Origin of the sequence: Pseudomonas sp. NFR09, assembly GCF_900111535.1 — a bacterium.
GTDB classification, from domain to species: domain Bacteria; phylum Pseudomonadota; class Gammaproteobacteria; order Pseudomonadales; family Pseudomonadaceae; genus Aquipseudomonas; species Aquipseudomonas extremorientalis.
Genome location: NZ_FOIH01000003.1, coordinates 62202 through 80683 on the forward strand (window position 1 = coordinate 62202; position 18482 = coordinate 80683).

Genomic DNA, 18482 nt, shown 5'->3' on the forward strand with positions numbered 1-18482 from the left:
GAGAGGCTTTGTCAATGAACACTTGTATGCGTCACGTTGCAGCGCTGCTGTTGGGTCTGGCCCTGATCCCCGTGGCCCAGGCGCAAAACCTGCCCGGCAGCAACAACGCCAACAACGGCCCGATCCACCGGGCCAATCCCAACAGCATGCAGGGCACCCAGCCCAACGCGCCGGCGATTCGCGGGATTCAGACCGGGCCGACCACGCGCACACCGACCCTGGAAAACGGCGGCATTGGCAACAGCTATCCCAAGCGCGACGCTGCGCCCAGCCGTCCGGCCACCGAAACCAAAGCCCCCACTTATGATGCCAACGGCAATCGCCGGTAAGGATTCCGTCTTATGTTTCTACGCAAAACCCTGCTAGCCGCGCTGTGCGCAACCTCTCTACTGCCGTTGACGGCCAGTTTCGCAGCCGATGCCCAGCAGTTCCCCAGCGAGCAAGGCAGCATCACCGTCACACCGATCGCCAAAGGCCTGGACCATCCCTGGGCCGTGGCTTTTCTACCGGACAAGCAAGGCTTCCTGGTCACCGAGCGGCCTGGCCACCTGCGTTTTGTCAGCCCGGACGGTAAATTGTCCGCGCCACTGACGGGCGTGCCTGAAGTGTGGGCGAAGGGGCAGGGCGGCTTGCTGGACGTGGTGCTGTCGCCGGACTTCAAGCAGGACCGCATGGTCTACCTTTCCTACGCCGAAGGGGGCGGCAAGGGCGGAACAGCCGGTACTGCGGTAGGGCGTGGACGTCTGGCGGCTGACCTCAGTGGCCTGACCGACTTCAAAGTGATCCTGCGCCAGGAACCGAAGCTGTCCACCGGCAATCACTTCGGTTCACGCCTGGCCTTCGACCGCGACGGTTATTTGTTTGTGACCCTGGGCGAAAACAACGACCGCCCGACCGCCCAGGACCTCGACAAACTGCAGGGCAAGGTGGTGCGCATCTACCCCGACGGCCGCGTGCCGGATGACAACCCCTTCGTCGGCCAGCCAGGCGTGCGCCCGGAGATCTGGTCCTACGGCCAGCGCAACCCCCAGGGCCTGGCGCTGAATCCCTGGAGTGGCACGATCTGGGAAAATGAACATGGGCCACGCGGGGGTGACGAGATCAATATCATCGAGCGCGGCAAGAATTACGGCTGGCCGTTGGCGACCCACGGCATCAATTACTCGCTGGCACCGATTCCCGAAGCCAAAGGCAAGACCGCAGAAGGCACCGTGCCGCCCCATCATGTCTGGGAAAAATCACCGGGTATCAGCGGCATGGCATTCTACGATGCAGACCGCTTCAAGCCTTGGCAGCACAATGTGTTCATCGGCGCGCTGGCCAGCCAGGAACTGATCCGCTTGCAGTTCGACGGTGACAAGGTGATTCACGAGGAGCGTTTGCTGGGCGCTTTGAAAGCGCGGGTTCGCGATGTACGGCAGGGGCCGGATGGCTTTTTGTATGTGCTGACAGATGAGGATGATGGCGTGCTATACCGAGTCGGCCTCAATCAGGACTGAAGCCGACAACAACCTGTAGGAGCCCGGCCTGGCGGCGATGGCGATTTCAGCAACGCCATCGCCGCCACGGTTTACAGACCCAGGTCAGACAGCCCCGGGTGATCATCCGGGCGCCGTCCCAGCGGCCAGTGGAACTTGCGCTCGCTGTCCTTGATCGGCATGTCGTTGATGCAGGCAAACCGATTGGCCATCAGGCCGTTCTCGTCGAATTCCCAGTTCTCGTTACCATAGGAACGGAACCAGTTGCCCGAATCGTCGTGCCACTCATAGGCATAACGCACGGCGATGCGGTTATCGGTAAACGCCCACAGCTCCTTGATCAGCCGATAATCCAGCTCCTTGGCCCATTTACGGGTCAGGAAGCCTTTTGCTTCTTCGCGGTTATGGGCGAACTCGGCGCGGTTACGCCACTGCGTGTCGAGGGTGTAGGCCAGGGACACCCGGTGGGGGTCGCGGGAGTTCCAGCCGTCTTCGGCCAAACGCACTTTTTCGATGGCCGATGCGCGGGTAAATGGCGGCAGGGGCGGACGTGTTTCTGCAGTCGATGACATGGGGGCAGTTCCTCAAACAATCAGGGTGTGTTGAAAGTTGCGCCGTTGTGCGATCAAAGTCCCAACAAGGTTTGCGCCATGCATTGCGCATTATCGGCAGCTGTTGAATCGCCCATCACCAGGGCAACGGTAATGGCGCCATCGATCAGGATCAGCAGGTGCGCGGCCTGCCGCTCAGGGTCGGGGGTGCCATGTGCTTGACACAGTTCGAGCAGGTACTCGAACAGTTTCTGTTTGTGGGCCTTGGCCAACTGGCGTACCGGATCCTGCGGGTCGCCGGTTTCGCCGCTGGTGTTGATGAAGGCGCAGCCGCGGAAATCGGCGGAGCCAAACCAGGTTTTAAGTGCATCGAACACCGCCAGCAGGCGTTGGCCGGTGCCTTCGCTACACTCCACCTCTGTGCGCAGCCACTGCATCCAGCGCTCGTCGCGACGCTGCAGGGCGGCAATCACCAAATCGTCTTTATTGGCGAAGTAGCGGTAAATGCTTTTTCGCGAGACACCAGCGGTTTTCACCAGGAAGTCCATGCCGGTGGCGGCGATGCCATGGCGATAGATCAACTTCTCGGTGACGTCGAGGATGATGTCGCGGGTTTCATTACTGGTCATATCGTTCATGTCGTGAACAGTAGAACGATCGTTCTTCTTGGTCAATTAAATTTTTTCCATGCGTCACAGCAAGACCTGGGCCCACCCATGGTGTAAGCTCGGGGCCTCTTCGGATTCGACCCATTGCGAGCCTTATGCCGTCGTTCTTCAAACGCTCCCTGTTGCCCAAACTGCGCGGTTTCCCCCTGACTCCTGATGCGATTGACGTGCTGTCCGGCGCTGCTGCCTATCGTCGCTGCCTGCTGGAGAAAATCTCCCAGGCCACACGGCGTATCTACATCGTCGCGCTGTATTTGCAGCAGGACGAGGCAGGGCAGGAGATCTACGACGCCCTGCACGCCGCCAAGGCAGCGCGTCCGGAGTTGGATATCGTGGTGGTGGTCGATTGGTTGCGCGCCCAGCGTGGCTTGATCGGCGCCGGCAAGCAGCCGGGCAACAGTGCCTGGTACCAGGCCATGACCCAGAGCCGCAGCAGTGAAGTGCCGGTGTATGGCGTGCCGGTGCAAACCCGCGAGCTGTTCGGCGTGCTGCACCTCAAGGGCTTTGTGATCGACGACACGGTGCTCTACAGCGGCGCGAGCCTGAACAACGTGTACCTGCACAAGTTCGACAAATACCGCTACGACCGCTACCACCTGATCCACAGCCAACCGCTCGCAGACTCCATGCAGCACCTGGTGGAGCACGGCCTGGTGGCGTCCAAGGCGGTGCATCGCCTGGACTTGCCCAACCCGCCCACTACCCGCAGCCTGCGCAACGACATTGGCGACCTGCGCAGCCGTCTCAAGCATGCGACATACGACACCACCGCCGGGCAATTGCCCAACGGCCATCTGTCGGTCAGCCCGCTGTTGGGCGTGGGCAAGAACAATCCGTTGAGCCGAGTGATCCTGGAGCTGATCGCCAGTGCCCAGCATCAACTGACCATCTGCACGCCATACTTCAACCTGCCGCTGCCAGTGACCCGCGAAATCAACCGCGCCCTGGCGCGTGGCGTGAAGATCGATATCATCGTCGGCGACAAGACCGCCAACGACTTCTACATCCCACCCAGCGAGCCGTTCAAGGTGATCGCCGCGCTGCCGTACCTGTACGAGATCAGCCTGCGCCGTTTCGCCAAGCGCCATCAGCGCGACATCGACCACGGCCAGTTGAACCTGCACCTGTGGCACCACGACGACAACACCTATCACCTCAAGGGCATGTGGGTCGACCAGCGCTACACCTTGCTCACCGGCAACAACCTCAATCCGCGCGCGTTTCGCCTCGACCTGGAAAACGCCTTGCTGATCGATGATCCCAAGAGCGAGTGGCTGGAGCCGAGACGTACCGAGTTGGCGCAGATTTTCCAGCACACCACGCGAATCGAGCGTTACCAGGACTTGCAGGCGTTGCCGGACTACCCGGAGGCGGTCGGCAAGTTCCTGCGCCGGGTCAGCCGGGTACGAATCGAGCGGTTGTTGTATCGGATTCTCTAGAGTCTCTTCCCGATTCCATCGCTGGTTTTAGGCGTCGGCTTATAGAACGGCTGCCTTTTCCCCTCTTACAGTGCCTTCCAACCGTTCAAGGAGGCACGGCTTTTCCCTCAATGGATTTGCCATAAAGAGGATAGCAACATGCCATCTATTCTTGCCCAAAGCGGTTCGGTCATCTGCGCGCCAGCCACTCCGGCGCCTGACCTGGCGCCCATGTCCCAACCTTCAATTTCCCTTGTCCCATCCAACCCCTGCGAAACTGTCCCTGAACGCCCCGGTACGCCCGCAATTGCGGCGCCCACCTGGACACTACCCATGTCGCCCAGCGCCACCGGCACTGTCGGAGACTCCACCTTGGCTGAGCGTCTGGCACAGGCCCTCGACAGCGGCCAGAATAGTGTGGCAATCCCTGATGACAGCAGTCTCGGTGCGGCCTTGGCCCTCTACCGCCAGTTGCTTGATCAACCGTCTTCTCAGTCCTGGTTCTCGCTCAAAGGCCTGGCAATGGACACCCTGACACTGCGCAAGGATCGCGTAGAGGGTTTCACCGCGGCGGGGGGCATACGCACTCCCGTAGCGTTCAGCAGTACTGACGACAGTGGCTGGGGGGAGGCGAGCCGGCATCTACGGGCGATGCGCAATGTGCTTGACCCCGACGATAAGGGCTTGCCTTGCGTCAGTCTTGATGAGCCTCGTATGCCCCTGCACGTCGTGCTGAACGCCTACGGCCTGGATCCCGGTGAATCCACTGAACAGAAGCGGGCACTCAAAGGCCAGGTGGCGGCGCATGGCTTGACGGTAGCTCCTCGGTTTTTGGCCGCGCTCGACGATGTGCGCGGCGTGATCAGTGACCTGGATGAGCGCGCTTTCCTGGCGAATTTGCTTGAAGAGCAGGTGCAGCCACTGGCGGATAGCCGTGCTACCGATTGGTCAACACTGAAGATCCAGCCATCGCCGGCCTCTGCCAAGGGTATGGGGCCCCACTCCAGCTACGATGTTGCCCAATTGCTTGAGCATAAGGGGTTGGGCGTACCTCGTACGGCTGCGGCGACCCGCAACGTCATTCGGTGGTTGCGCACAGTCCTGCCACCGGCCCCGCCCTTGGGTGATTATTCTGGGTTGGTCCCGCTACAACCGGGCGATCCGGACTACAAACCGCTGGCTACGCTCGCGATGTACACCCCGGCAACACTGAGTGCCGATCCCGACGCTCACCTTGGGAGGTTGAGCCAGGGCCCGGACGCTGTAGCGTTTGGCAACATCCTTGTTGCGGTTTTGCAAGGGCCTGCGGGTTCGATAGGCGGTTACGCGCTTTACAGCCCCAGCAATGCGGGACGCACCCTGGGTGAAGTCCGCCGGGCTCTGGAGCAGTATTTGTGTGACAACAAGGCAATGGACCCAAGCCTTGCGTTCCTGGTGGCCCATGTGGCGCTGGCGAGGAAAGCCCCCGAGTTTCTGGTCCGGGACTTACCCGAGGGCATCAAGATCGGCACATCGGCGTGGACGGAATTGCGACTTGGCTGTGCGATGGCTGAACGCATGTTGCCAGGCACCTCCCGGATGATGGATGAGGAGCAGGTCTGCGCACTGACGGGCCTGGAGCCTACGTCCGATGGTCAACGCACCCTCATGCAGGAGCAAGCCCTTGGCATATTGCTTGACTGGGGAGTGCTCAATGGTGTCATACCGGACAAGCCTCAAGGCCGGCATACTCAGGAGGATCTCAAGAAAACGTCGAGTGTGTTCTCGCGGCAACGGACACTCTCGGCTCGTTCGTTCAACCGTTTGAGCACCGCCTTGCCGTCGCGCAGGCAGATGGCGACCCAAGAGTTGCTCAAGGCCGTGCCTCAGACCAGCCTCAGCCAATTGGAGGCGATGAAGGTTCATCTCCCCGACTCCGACGAACGCCGCAACCTGAGGCGCTCCGAACCGCGTACGCGCTCGCTGATCGAGGCGTACATGAGCGGCGATCTGACCAAGGACAGATGGGTCTTGACCACCGATATGTCCAACGCTGGCAAACTTTCGAATACCCCCTATCGGCATATTGATGAGTCCTCTACGAATTCGGCAGCGGCTCGACAAAAGCTCAACGAAATCATCGAGCGGCTTCCCGCCTTGGACCCCCTACTGGAAAGCGCCGTCACCCGTCACCACAACGATCAAAAGATGGGCTTCGTCACCAAGCTCAAACTGATGTTCGCGGGGTTGCCGTTGGTCGATCGCCAGCGCATCGAACTGGGCAGTGTGGAACTGTTCACGTTGCGCAAGGCCACTGGCAAGCAGCAGGTGTGGGAGTCGGACCAGGACCGAGCGGCGGTGACCGCGCGGCAGGGGATATTGATGCGTGTAGTTCACGACAATACTGTCACCTATTACGAAGTGCTCTACAGCGCAAACATCGTCAAGCACGACAGCCTTGAGGTAACGAATGCCCTGGATAAGGTGGCCTCGGACAGAAGCTACCTGGCAAAGTACAAATTGCTTGCAGACAAATACATCCGTCGCGGTCATGACGTCGGCCTGGATTTCGATGCGTATGCCAGCGGTGCACCGGCACGCGAAGGCGTCAGTTCTTCCGACGTCATTCTCGATAAAGTCGGTGTTACCAGGGGGCCGCGCCCACTCCCCGAAAACGTGACCAGGGAAACGTTTGTTCCTGATACCTATCAGTCAGACCGTATCGAGGACATTGCCGTTGAAATCACCGAACGCAATTTCTACGAAAGTGCCGAGGACATGCTTGCACGGGCAAAGGGCCAGTTACCCGTGGAAAAAAGCCGCGAGGCCCATGCGCGGGATCTCAACTTGCTGCTATCGCTGGTTCCCTTCGTCGGTGCCTATCAGGACTTTCGCGATGGTAATTTTGGCAAAGGCCTGCAAAGTCTGGCGTTGGACGGCGCAGGTTTGATGATCGGTGCGGGAGGCCAGGCACGGTCGCTGATCCGTTCGCTCAAGACCCTGGCAAAAAACACCAGCCGGCCGTCCATCGGCAGATTCAGCGCTCGCGTCGCCCCGAGCACCCCAAAGGTTGCCTGGTCCTGGAATGAACCCAAGGTGCGCTTCAGCGACGCCGCATTTGATTTTTCCAAGCAGACAGCACTGTTCTTGAACGCGGTCTTCAATCCGGTGGATGGTTATCCGCGCCTGGTCAGTGCCGCGTCCAAAGGCCTGTCCAAGTTGTCCAGCCGGGGCGCTGTCAGTGCGGGCTTGAGCAAGGCAATGCCTCACCTGATGACGGTAGACGAAAAAATGCGCTGTTATTTTCTGGTCGGTATGGGCCAGGTAGACCCTACCAAACCGCCCGGATCGCAAGCTGCTTGAGCATGGCGACCGCTGCGCCGCTGATGGCTGAGCGGTCGCCGGGCCCCTGGGTCAGTTCAAACCCAACTTGCCACGCAACGTGGACAGGTCTTCCGCCAGGGTATTGACCGGGCCGACCAGGGCCTTGCGGTCGTTTTCCTTGACCTTGTCATAGGTCTCGAAGCCGCCGTCCTTGGTCTTGTACTTGGCCAGGATCTTGTCCACGCTGGCGAAGTTCTTGTCGACTTTGGCCAGGAAGGCCTTGTCTTGCTTCTCGATCTGGCCACGGAACAGGTCGACGATTTTCTTCGCTCCGTCGATGTTGCCCTGGAAGTCATACAGGTCGGTGTGGCTGTAGCGGTCTTCTTCGCCGGAGATCTTGGTGGCGGCGACTTCTTCCAGCAGCGCTGCGGCGCCGCCTACGACTTTCTCGGGTGGGAAGGTCAGGCCGTCGACGCGGGTCTTGAGGTCGTTGACGTCGTTGTTGAGCTTGGCGGTCAGCGCTTCCAGGCCCTTGGTGGTGTTCTGCGAGAACAGCGCGTATTCGATACGGTGGAAGCCGGTGAAGTCTTCGGCGGTCACGCCTTTTTCGTGGTCGTCGACGCGGGAGTCGATGGACGCATCGAGGTCGCTGAACAGCTCGGCGATCGGCTCGATGGACTCATAGTGCACGCGGGTCGGCGCATAGAGCTTCTTGGCGGTGGCCAGGTCGCCCTGGTTGATGGCGTCGGTGAACGCCTGGGTCTGGGTGACCAGCTCACCGATTTCCTCGGTGACGTAGATCTTGTAGTCCGACACCGGCCCTACCAGGTCCAGCGGTGCGGCGGCAGCGAAGGCTGCCAGCGGCGAAAGGGTCAATAACAACGACAACGCAATAGTCGACTTTTTCATGGGACGGTATCCGCTCTGAGTGTGTTTTTCAGGTATTGGCAGTGGTTTGAGGGTGCGTTGCAGCGAGCAGCGTGCGCCCGAGGAAATCCTGGGCCCCGGTGACGCCTGGCAAGGTGAAGAAGTACCCGCCGCCGACCGGCTTGAGGTATTCCTCCAGGGGTTCGCCGTTGAGCCGGGTTTGCACGCTGATAAAGCCTTTCTCCAGGTCAGCCTGGTAGCAGATGAACAACAGCCCCATGTCCAGCTGACCGTTCTTGTTGACGCCGTTGGAGTAGTTGAACGGCCGACGCAGGATCAGGTTGGCCTGGGTCTGCGGCGTGCGCGGGTTGGCCAGGCGGATGTGTGCGTCGAGCTTGGTCAGTTTGCCTTCCGGGTCCTTGCTGTAGTCGGGCACCTGGGTTTCGTTGTGGCCATCCATCGGCGCACCGGTGGGCTTTACCCGGCCGATGATGCTTTCCTGCTCCTGCAATGGGGTGCGGTCCCAGCGCTCGACGAAGTTGCGGATGATGCGCACGGCCTGATAGCTGCCGTTGGCCGCCCATGCCGGTTCGTCGCTGCCGGGCTGTACCCACACAATCTGGTTCATCGCCTTGTCGTCGTTGGAGTTCGGGTTGGCCGAACCGTCACGAAAACCGAGGAAGTTACGCGCGCTCTGGGCCGGCTCGCCGGGCTTGGCAGGCGCCTGGGGCGGTACGCTGCCTTCCTGTTTCCAGCGCACCAGCAGCAGGTCGGGCAGGTTTTTCACGATGTCGCGCAGGGCGTGGATATTGGTGTCCGGGGTGTTGGAGCTGAACTGCAGGCTCAGGTCGCCATGGCACTGCGCCGGCTCGAGCGCATCGTTGGGGAAACCGACCATGCGAGTCAGGCGCTTGGGTTTGGCTTTGGCGAGCCCGAAGCGCTCATCGAACAGTGACTCGCCGACAGAAACGGTGATGGTCAGGTTATCCGGCGTGACTACCGGGCCGAGGATGCCGGAGTCGGTGGGCGGCAGTTTCGGATCGACTTGCGGCACGGTGCCGCCGGTCATCAGGAAGGCGATGCGTTCGCTCAGGGTACGGAACAGGCGCTCCAGGTCGTCACGGTCGCTGGCCAGCACGTCGAACGCCACGATCATGCCGCAGGCCGGGCGTGGGGTGACGATACCGCTCTGGTGTTTGCCGAAGAAGTCGTGGTGGTCCTGGGTCTTGTCACTGCGCGGTGCGGTGGTGACTTGCTCCGTCGCAGCGGCCATGGCCGGGCCGGTCAGGGCGCTGCCGGCAATCGCGGCACCGGTGGCGGCCATGCCCAGCAGGACACGGCGACGCTGAAGGTTGGTGTGTTCTGAATCACTCATGTGTGCGGTCGTCTTCACTGCAGGCCGGAAAGGCCAAGGGCGGGGTCGATTCCATCGAGTGCAACGGCCAGAGCCTTGGCCTTGTCGGCGATCTGCTTGCGCTGATCGGCGGTTACGGTGTCGTAGGTGGCGTAGCCCTTGTCGACCTTGAAGCCTTGCAGTTCGCCATCGAAGGCGGCGAGGGCGCTGTCGATTTCAGGCAACAGGTCGGCGGCGGACTTGGTCAGCAGCGGGCGCATCAGCTCCACCACCTTGTGGGCGGCTTCCAGGTTGGCGGCGAAACCATTCAGGTCGACATGGCTGTAGCGTTCTTCTTCACCGCTGATGGCGCGTACATCGGCAAGGCTGTTGAGGTTGCGCACCACGATGCTGACCAGTTGCTCCGGTGGCAGGGACTGGGCCAGCAGTTGTTGTTTGAGGGCGCTGACGTCGGTCAGCAGGCGCTGGGCAACCGGCGCCAGGCCGTCAAGGCTGCGTTGCTGGAACAGGCTGTATTCCAGGCGGTGGAAGCCGCTGAAGGCCGGGTCCTGTTCGCGTTTTTCAAAATAGTCGGCACGAGCGTTGATCGCGTTGTCCAGTTGCGCGAGGCGTTGCGATGCCGGAGCCAGGCGCTGGTAAGCCTCCCGAGCCGGTAGGTAGAGTGCTTGGGCCTGGGCCAGGTCGCCACGGTCGATGGCCTGTTGCAACGCGGTTACCGCCTTGACCAGTGCGCTGCCTTGGCCGCTCAAGTACACGCGGAATTCCGACAATGGGCCAATGAACGCCACCATCGACGGTTTGGCCTTGGCCTGGGCGTCGGACTCGGCGGTCGGTGTTACGTGCAAGGTGCCACGCGGATTGCTCAGCAGGCCGCAGGTGATCGCGTAGTCACCGGGCAACAGGTTGGCGTTGATCACCTGGCTCAGGCCGGGAGCGATGTTTTCCCGTTCTTCGACCACCAGCACGCCGTCCAGGATCTCCCATTCCACCGCACGATCGGAGCGGTTGATGATGCGGAAGCTGGCGTGGCCGGCGGGGACCGTCAATTCATTCGGCTCGCAAGCGTGGCCGTGAATGGTCACGGCGATTTCATTGTGGTTGGTCTGTCGTTTGCTGGCTGCCAGTTGCGAGGCGTAATAGAACAGGCCGCCGGCGGCGATCATCACGACCACCGAGCCCGCCACGGCCCAGCGCAGGGCGCGAGGTGGCGAAGCCGGTTGAGGGGTTGGGTTGGACAAGAGACGGTCCTTACTGGCTGGAAACGGAGGAGGGTGTGACGGCCGGCTTGGGGGGCGCGGCGGGCAGGAAGAACATCACCAGCGCCACCACCAGGTAAATCAGGTAGGCGCCGAGGGTGCTGACGGTGGGGGCTTCCTGATAGCCGAACATGCCGGCCAGGACCGAGCCCAGCGGGCTGTCCATGGGCAGGGCGGTGCTGAAGTCGAAGAGCACGGTTTGCAGGTGGTTCCACACGCCTGCTTCGTGCAGGGCCTGTACCGAATTGGCGAGGATGCCGGCCGCCACCACCAGGATGAACAAGCCGGTCCAGCGGAAAAATGCACCGAGGTTCAGGCGCATGCTGCCGGTGTAGATCAGGAAACCGACGATGATCGCCAGGATCAGGCCGAGCAGGGCGCCAATCGGTGCGCCAGGGCCTTCACTCTGCTGGAACACCGCCAGCAGGAAGAACACGGTTTCCAGACCCTCACGGGCCACGGCGAAAAACACCATCAGGATCAGCGCAGTGACCTGGTGTTCGGAGCCGGCCAACGCGTGATCGAGAGATTCGTGCAGGGAGTGCTTGATGGAACGCGCCACTTTACGCATCCAGAACACCATGGAACTGAGGATGCCCACGGCGACCAGGCCGACGATGCCTTCGAACAGTTCCTGTTGCTTTTGCGGAAACTCGGCGCTGACCAATTCCAGGCCGCCGCCGACCAGCAGGGCTAACGCAGCGGCGAGAAACACGCCGATCCACACCGCAGGCATCCACTGACCACGGCCGGTCTGTTGCAGGTAACTGGCGATAATGCCGACGATCAGTGCGGCTTCAATGCCTTCGCGCAGCATGATGAGAAAAGGAACGAGCATTCGGCACCGCGCCACAACTAGATAGGAGGCTAAGTTGTAACATAATGATACTCATTGCTAAACAACAATTCTTGACGTTTGCTGAACATGGGCTGAACGGTGGTGGCGAATCGCAACCCACCTTATGATGCACGTCATTATTTGCGCCGCCGGATGCCCGTTTCCCCATGTCGGAAAAAGACACCATCTCCCTCCACCTGGTGCGTGAGGCCTTGCTGCAAAGCTGCGCGCCCGGCGCGGCCAGTGCCGAAGTGCTGCATAAAGCCGGGATTGACCCGGCACTGCTGGCCGAGCCCAACGCGCGGGTCTCGGCCACCACCTACGCACGTCTGTGGCGCCTGCTGGCGCGACGCATGGATGATGAGTTCTTCGGCATGGACCCGCGCAAGCTCAAGTCCGGCAGCCTGGCGTTCCTCTGCCGCGCTGCGATGGCGCAACCTACCGTCGCCACCGGGCTGGAAACCGGACTGGGGTTTCTGTCGCTGATGCTGGAGCGCCTGCCTGCCGAGTTGGTGCGCCAACAAAGCCTGGCGGAGATCGTATTACTGGAGCCCGAGTCCGAACCCAATCGGGCCTTCACTTACTTTACCTATTGGATGATCGTGCACGGTGTGGCCTGTTGGCTGGCCGGGCGGCGGATCCCGATCCTGGCGATTGAGCTGCGTTGCTCAAAACCGGATTTCTGTGATGACTACCAGGTGATGTTCTCCGACAACCTGCGTTTCGACCGACCCCGCACGCGCATGATCTTCTCCGCCGACTGCCTGGACCTGCCGATCAAGCGCAGCTCAGAGGAACTCAAGCGTTTCCTCGCCCACGCGCCCGCCAACATCCTGGTCAAATACCGCGACCCCGCCAGCCTCGCCACCCGTATCAAGCACGATTTGCGCCAGATGCCCCCCGACACCTGGCCGGAAACCGAAGGCCTCGCCGCCAGCCTGTGCATTTCCGCCTCGACCCTGCGCCGGCGCCTGGCGGAAGAAGGGCAGACCTACCAGGGGCTCAAGGACAGTGTGCGCAAGGAGTTGGCGATTGTGTGGTTGGCGGAGCCGCAGATCAGTTTTGCCGAGATTGCCGCACGGCTCGGATTTGCTGATACCAGCTCATTCTACAAAGCCTTTCGCAAGTGGGCCGGTTCCAACCCGGGGCACTATCGTAGTCTGATTTTGGACGGTGCTGGCTGAGGGCTGAGTACCACAACGCACTGCGACTTATCCGATAGGAGCCAAGCGCTCAATCCGCAACTCTCAGGCATCTTTCCTCGCTGAAGAGTCTGTCAGATGCCGCTGTCGATAACCTCTCAATCTCTCACTGCCGGTGAATCAGGGCCGGGTAACGCTGCCGTGGCGCAGTTGCCAGTGGCTACGAATGCAATACCTCGCAATGAAAGCGAAGCGCTCGGCAACGAGCTGAACCAGTTACGCACTCAGATAAAACGTGAGTCCGACGCCTATCAACACCATATGTTACGGGCGGCATATGAAGATGTTCGTCCACGGCCGCTCAGCACCCGCCAGAAAATCAAGGACCTGTGGGTGAGTGTGCAAATGGCGGGGTCAGGGCATCAGCCGGGGCATACACCCAATCGGTCCCTGCAACAGGCGTGGAAGGCCAGAGAGCGGCTGGCCAGGTTGAACAACCGCTATATTCCCCTCGCCAAGGCTGAAGCGCTTGCGCAAATGGGCGAGCAACTGATGGACGCCGAGGACAGCCTGCGTGGGCTCACTGGCGATAAGGCCGCCGTGGTCAGCGTCCATGTCAATCGACTGAGAGAGCGTTTCGAGGCCGCCAAGTTTGCCTTCGCCATCGATGTCGGCGAAACCTTGGCGAAGGACACGGCGCCGCTACTGCCACTGTTTAACGTGCAGACCTATTTGGGGTTACAGCAGGCCGGGCAGGGGATTCTGGATGCTGCTGATGGAATCAAGGGCATGTACAACAAACAGTGTGTGCGGCCCGACCTGCTGCAGGTCAACCAGGCCCAGATGTACTACGAGGACGAGCTGCGGATGGCCGCAGTCGACCATGGTCCTAATGTTGTCGATGATCTTCGGGAAAAACACGCAGAGGCCGCCCCTGCGGATAAACAATGGTTGGCGTCGTTCACTTCTCAAACCCGGCAGGTGCTGAGCCGCATCGATGCCGCGTTGAGCCTGCCGGGTGCCGAAGGTGTCGAGTTGGAGGAAGTCAGAGTCCTGCTCAAAGACGTGCTCAGCCAAGCCAGTCCGCCGATGTCGGGTCGTTACGCCACGGGCGCCAATGGTGTCTACCGTGAAACCACAGGGCCTGTTGAGGAGCAAGGTTACACGCCAGAGATGCAACGCTTGGGCATTGCCTTGGGCAGTTGGTTGCTCGGCAAGGGGGTTCTACTGACGCAACGCGTCGGCGATGCTGTCGGAGAACACCCTGTGCTTGCGTTGGGGGTGCTTGCCGCCTATGGCGGCATCAGTACGTTTTATAGCAACTGGTTCCTGCCAGCTTCCCCAGGACTGGAAGATAACGAACGAAGGACGTATTCAAGCGATCGCTTGCCGATGCTGGACGCAGAGGTGGATATCGCACTCGAACAGGCACCGCCTGATCACCCGGATGTATCGATCGGGCAAGTGTTTCTGGATCAGTTGTACACAGTGAAGTCTCGCGCCCCTCGCAGTGTGGATGATGGCAACCTTTCGGTTGCACGGACAGGCTCAGTCGACGCAATGCTGAAGCATCGTGCCCATGGCGAAAACCAGACCAATGGTGAGCTTGTGCGAAACGCTGGAGGCATCGGTGCCGAGGTGGATGACAAGATGCTGGCAGGGGCGATTACCACGGGATTGCAGCGCTTCGAAATTCAGCGTACCGAACTCCAAGCGACGTATGAGAAAAAATTGACCAGTAGTCTGGAAGCGCACATTAAAGACTCCCTCGAATGGATGACCAACCTTTATGCACCCATTCTGGAACCGTCTGCTGCATTGGACGAAATGATCACTCAGCGTATCAAGGCATTTGAAAGGAAGACGGGAGAGACCGTGAGTCTGCGACTTAACAGCACGATAACCGTTTGGTACGAGGAAGACCAGTCACGCAACCTTAACTACAATATCGTGGCTACAGTAGAACGTAAAAAATATTTCACGCTCAAGGAAGTCGTCACCGGTACTTACTTGAAGGAGATAAGATCGATGCGCGGATATCTCGATATGGGCTATAAGGTTTCCCGCGTTTCCCATCCGCAGCTAGTCAAATTTATTAAACATTCATTGGGGCCGGCATTGGAGGCTGAGCTTTCTGCTTATAAATCTCGGCCAGACATAGAGCAGAAATGGGTAGACTTCTATGATGGCAGGATCAAGAATGCTGCATTTAACTATCTCTCTAACACTTCCATTGAGCATCCTGGTCATGTGTTGATGAGTCGTTTTCTGAATGGAGAATTAAAGGCATCTGAGGTTGAATTTCATGGCGCGAAGGTCAATGGTGTGTTTGCTGTCACTCAAGGGCAGGCGGCGGTCCTGTGTAGTGTGGATGACGACAACTGTTTTTATATCAGTGAAAAACGTAATAGCTACTGGAAGTTCGGGGCGTCTTATACTGAGGGGATGCCTGTTTACCCAAAAGATGAAAAATTCAAAAGCTGGATCCGTATAAAACTGCCGCTCATTGAGCAAATTAAGGCCGCCAGGAATCCACAGGCGTTTGAGGTCACTCGAACAAAGATGTCGACAAACGTTCAAATAGGGATGGGCCGTAACGGTGGCCAGGTCAATATCAAACCCTTGACCTTTACCGCCCAGGAAAGCATACAGCAACTGAGCGCCTCTTTGTTCAAGTCAAATATGGAACGTGTCGAATCAGATATTGACACGTTGATTTTTGCTGATTGGGAGTACTATTCGCTCAAAGCACTGGATGTCCTCACCGAGTTTCTGAAGGTCCAAGGCTTAATATTTATGTTCGGCGCTCCCGGCAGCGGCGCCGCATTGAAAGGGATGATCTACGCCACTGGCCTGGGGTTGGCCAGCGCAGGCGCCCACGCGTTGAAAGCTGAAATCAGCGACGATCCGACGGAGCGAGATACCGCCAAAACGTCCGCTTGGGTATCTCTTATTTCAACGGCTATTTCACTCGGCATTCCTTTGGCGATTGGCGGAGCAAAAGGGGCAAATACATTGGCCTCGGCGGTGAATTATTACCGTTTTTCCAAGGAATACATTATTCGGCCTGATACGTTTCGCATAATAAACAACGTGCTGGCACGCAAGTACGGGATCAACTTTCGCCCTGCCGCTTCTGCTTCCCACTCGCCGGCAAGTGCGGCTGCATTGCTCCCTAAAAGTGCAGGCTCTTCATCTGCAACGGGCCATGTTGTGGCATCAGGAGCGGCGCCAGGCATCCAAGGGGTAGCAGAAACACCAACGATCTGGAACCAAATGACCGATGCACAAAAGGTCAGTTACTTGTCGACTAAGTTAATGGCCTCCCGTATCGGCAAGAAGTTGATCGCGCGGACCAGTGAGCAGTCTGTCAGACAGTCGATTGCCAATAATTTGCGACGTGATCTCACGACAGCGACGAATTGGAAGAGTGAACGTAGTGAAATCAATCCTGCAAAAGCATTGCTTGAATCTGATTCAAAACGCCTCGATACCGTGGACCAGTTTATAAAACAACTGCATAAGCAGCCGCCGACCATTGAGACACGCGCCGTCAGTGGGCCACCTGTGCAGAGGGCGGCGGGCTGGATTGCGGCGTCCAGCAGCCCCTGGATACCGGAAGGGCGTTTGCAGCGGGTTATTGCGCAGTTTCAGCAGGCCGATTTGAGCAAAATCAGTGTGATTGATGATATTCATCGGGCAATCAGCGGGACTTCCGAAGAAGCGGTTCGCCTCAGTGGAGAAGCTGGTCAGATGGGGTCTGATATCGCTCGTGGTGCATTTGCACACCAACTGAAGAACTCGGGTGTTCCAACGGGATTGTCCCGAGCTGAATGGTTGTTCGGGTTGACCCAGAGTTTTAAACCCTATGCGACTAATAACGATCCATTGGCAAGGACACTCTATGCGTTGGCACATCTTCAGGATACCAACAAAGGATTCAGTGCCCTCGTCAAAACCTCAGAATTACGCTTATCACCGCCTTCAATATCATTCAAAAAGCCACCGACCCGCGTACTTGCGGCGCCCACAAGCGCGCCTGACGTTGATACCCGAATCGAGCCCTTTCGACAGATTGAAGGCAGCGCTTCACGAGCACTACCCGTTGAGATGCATGGGTTCATGGACACATTGCGCGCCAATCCCAAGCTGCACAATGCTTTCATGGCTCCCGCAGGACAGTGCGCAAGCGCCGCGGAAACGGTCGCCGAATTCATGCGTACAAATGGGTTTGAAAACATCAAGTTTCGAGCGATGCTGATCTGGAGTTCGCGCAACCCGGACGGTGTATTCAACCATTTTTTACCTATAGGCGACTTCAAGGGCAAAACCTACGCGTTTGATCTGACGGCGCCACAGTTTGCCAATAAAGGCATGCCCTCGTTTACAGACCCGATGATTCTGCCGGAGCCGGCATTAATGCAGGCCTATCAGGCTGCTACGAACAAGGCACTGATCAAGTACAAGGACTTTTCCAACCTGCGGTCGGCAGAGGCAGCTTTTTCAGGTTTTTCCGCACCCGGGCCTAAGCAGTTTATCGAGGGCGGCCACCTGCTCAGTTACGGCTGGAGCAAGCCAACCCTCGCGTAACCGAATGCAGCGTCCGGCCCTACGCCGCTGGACAAAGTGAGCACTTCCGTACGTGGGATTGCTCGCGTGCGCGCCCAGGATATTGCGAACCGTAAACCCGGCCTTCAAGTACCCATATCCAGCGCTGCACCGCCCCCCCTTGCTATTGATAATCCAGGATTTCAATTGTTGGGTCCGAAAAACTGGGGTTCACTGTCGGACGAGGACAAGATCGACTATCTGGTAAACCGACTGTTGCTAAGTGATGACGCCCGGGCGCTGATGGGTTCCACCGATAAAGCCACCGTTGTTCAATCCATTCGTGACAACTTGAAGCTGGACGGTCTTGGCGTCCCGCGTCAGCGCTTTGCCTGGGGCACGTTACAGGGCGAGGTAGGCCATGGTTTGCGTCGCCTGGCAAAGGACCGTGCCCGTTTGGAGGCAACCAACACCGCAATGAGATCCCTGCTGGACAGCACCCCGTTGGTCCCTCGCGAGCTCAAACTGGGTAATCCCTACGAAAAGGCGGCGGAGTGGATTGTCGATACGAGTCGCTCCGATGGTTTAACGGCGGACGAGGTTCGGGGCGTGTTGTGGCGTAACCGAGACGCCGACCTGACTGACATTCACACGATTGATGAGATTCATGCGCAGGTCTACAAACCCGGGCCGGGTGAACCTTATCGTGACTTCCGCTCCAGCAGCGACCCTGTTTATATGGCGTCGGAGATCGGGCACGCGGGGTTCGAGAAGCTATTGCCTGAACTTGCTCAAAGCGCACAGGAAGGCAAGTGGCTTCTGGCGGACGGCCTGTTCGCGGCAGCGGTCCGATTTCACCCCTATGGCGACGGCAATGGCAGGCTCGCGCGCGCGTTGTATGCATTGGCACAAATCAAAGCGGACGGACCGTTCTTCAAGGCATTGACACCTGAGGGGGAAAGCATTCTGAACCCGAGAATCTGATACAGCCCTTCACTGCTGCCCAGGCCAAAAAAAGCCCCGTGACCGAATGGACCACGGGGCAAAAAATTGGCTGGA

Annotated in this window: 13 protein-coding genes; 7 read left to right on the forward strand and 6 right to left on the reverse strand. The window is 59.1% G+C overall.

Going from position 1 to position 18482, the window contains the following annotated elements; genetic code table 11:
* The first annotated feature begins 14 nt into the window (after nucleotides 1-14).
* Together BMX59_RS07780 and BMX59_RS07785 are read left to right on the forward strand one after the other, a co-directional pair.
* On the forward strand, nucleotides 15-329 hold the full coding sequence (locus tag BMX59_RS07780) for a hypothetical protein (RefSeq protein ID WP_092250165.1): 315 nt from the start codon (nucleotides 15-17) through the stop codon (nucleotides 327-329).
* Nucleotides 330-341: 12 nt separating this feature from the next.
* Complete coding sequence (locus BMX59_RS07785) at nucleotides 342-1499, forward strand: PQQ-dependent sugar dehydrogenase (protein WP_093120941.1); 1158 nt, start codon at nucleotides 342-344, stop codon at nucleotides 1497-1499.
* 71 nt (nucleotides 1500-1570) lie between these two features.
* Here BMX59_RS07785 and BMX59_RS07790 read toward each other — a convergent pair whose 3' ends face one another.
* Together BMX59_RS07790 and BMX59_RS07795 are read right to left on the reverse strand one after the other, a co-directional pair.
* Entirely contained in the window at nucleotides 1571-2050 is a 480-nt protein-coding gene (locus BMX59_RS07790; protein ID WP_093120942.1) for a nuclear transport factor 2 family protein, read from the reverse strand.
* Between the two features lie 53 nt (nucleotides 2051-2103).
* Nucleotides 2104-2667, reverse strand: coding sequence for a TetR/AcrR family transcriptional regulator (locus tag BMX59_RS07795; protein ID WP_093120943.1), 564 nt, complete (start codon nucleotides 2665-2667; stop codon nucleotides 2104-2106).
* 125 nt (nucleotides 2668-2792) lie between these two features.
* On the opposite strand from BMX59_RS07795, the gene pssA reads away from it, so the two are divergent.
* On the forward strand, nucleotides 2793-4136 hold the full coding sequence (gene pssA, locus BMX59_RS07800) for a CDP-diacylglycerol--serine O-phosphatidyltransferase (RefSeq protein WP_093120944.1): 1344 nt from the start codon (nucleotides 2793-2795) through the stop codon (nucleotides 4134-4136).
* A 312-nt stretch (nucleotides 4137-4448) separates the two neighbouring features.
* On the forward strand, nucleotides 4449-7457 hold the full coding sequence (locus BMX59_RS07805) for a hypothetical protein (RefSeq protein ID WP_093120945.1): 3009 nt from the start codon (nucleotides 4449-4451) through the stop codon (nucleotides 7455-7457).
* Between the two features lie 51 nt (nucleotides 7458-7508).
* Here BMX59_RS07805 and efeO (BMX59_RS07810) read toward each other — a convergent pair whose 3' ends face one another.
* The 4 genes from efeO (BMX59_RS07810) to efeU are packed head-to-tail and all read right to left on the reverse strand — an operon-like array spanning nucleotide 7509 to nucleotide 11733.
* The gene (gene efeO / locus BMX59_RS07810; protein WP_092250153.1) at nucleotides 7509-8327 is read right to left on the reverse strand and encodes an iron uptake system protein EfeO; all 819 of its coding nucleotides are present in this window, start codon (nucleotides 8325-8327) and stop codon (nucleotides 7509-7511) included.
* Between the two features lie 28 nt (nucleotides 8328-8355).
* Nucleotides 8356-9660 carry an iron uptake transporter deferrochelatase/peroxidase subunit gene (efeB, locus tag BMX59_RS07815; RefSeq protein ID WP_093121255.1) on the reverse strand — a complete coding sequence of 435 codons (1305 nt, stop codon included), beginning with the start codon at nucleotides 9658-9660 and terminating at the stop codon, nucleotides 8356-8358.
* Between the two features lie 14 nt (nucleotides 9661-9674).
* Nucleotides 9675-10877 carry an iron uptake system protein EfeO gene (gene efeO, locus BMX59_RS07820; RefSeq protein WP_092250150.1) on the reverse strand — a complete coding sequence of 401 codons (1203 nt, stop codon included), beginning with the start codon at nucleotides 10875-10877 and terminating at the stop codon, nucleotides 9675-9677.
* A 10-nt stretch (nucleotides 10878-10887) separates the two neighbouring features.
* Nucleotides 10888-11733: an iron uptake transporter permease EfeU gene (efeU, locus tag BMX59_RS07825; RefSeq protein WP_093120946.1), complete on the reverse strand. Its 846-nt coding sequence runs from the start codon at nucleotides 11731-11733 to the stop codon at nucleotides 10888-10890.
* Nucleotides 11734-11900: 167 nt separating this feature from the next.
* Here efeU and BMX59_RS07830 point away from each other — a divergent pair, with 167 nt between their 5' ends.
* The 3 genes from BMX59_RS07830 to BMX59_RS07840 all read left to right on the forward strand — a co-directional run bounded on the left by BMX59_RS07830 (nucleotide 11901) and on the right by BMX59_RS07840 (nucleotide 18407).
* Nucleotides 11901-12917: an AraC family transcriptional regulator gene (locus tag BMX59_RS07830; RefSeq protein WP_092250144.1), complete on the forward strand. Its 1017-nt coding sequence runs from the start codon at nucleotides 11901-11903 to the stop codon at nucleotides 12915-12917.
* 96 nt (nucleotides 12918-13013) lie between these two features.
* The gene (locus BMX59_RS07835) at nucleotides 13014-17465 is read left to right on the forward strand and encodes a hypothetical protein (protein WP_093120947.1); all 4452 of its coding nucleotides are present in this window, start codon (nucleotides 13014-13016) and stop codon (nucleotides 17463-17465) included.
* A 66-nt stretch (nucleotides 17466-17531) separates the two neighbouring features.
* Entirely contained in the window at nucleotides 17532-18407 is an 876-nt protein-coding gene (locus BMX59_RS07840; RefSeq protein WP_139212851.1) for a Fic family protein, read from the forward strand.
* Nucleotides 18408-18482: the final 75 nt, after the last annotated feature.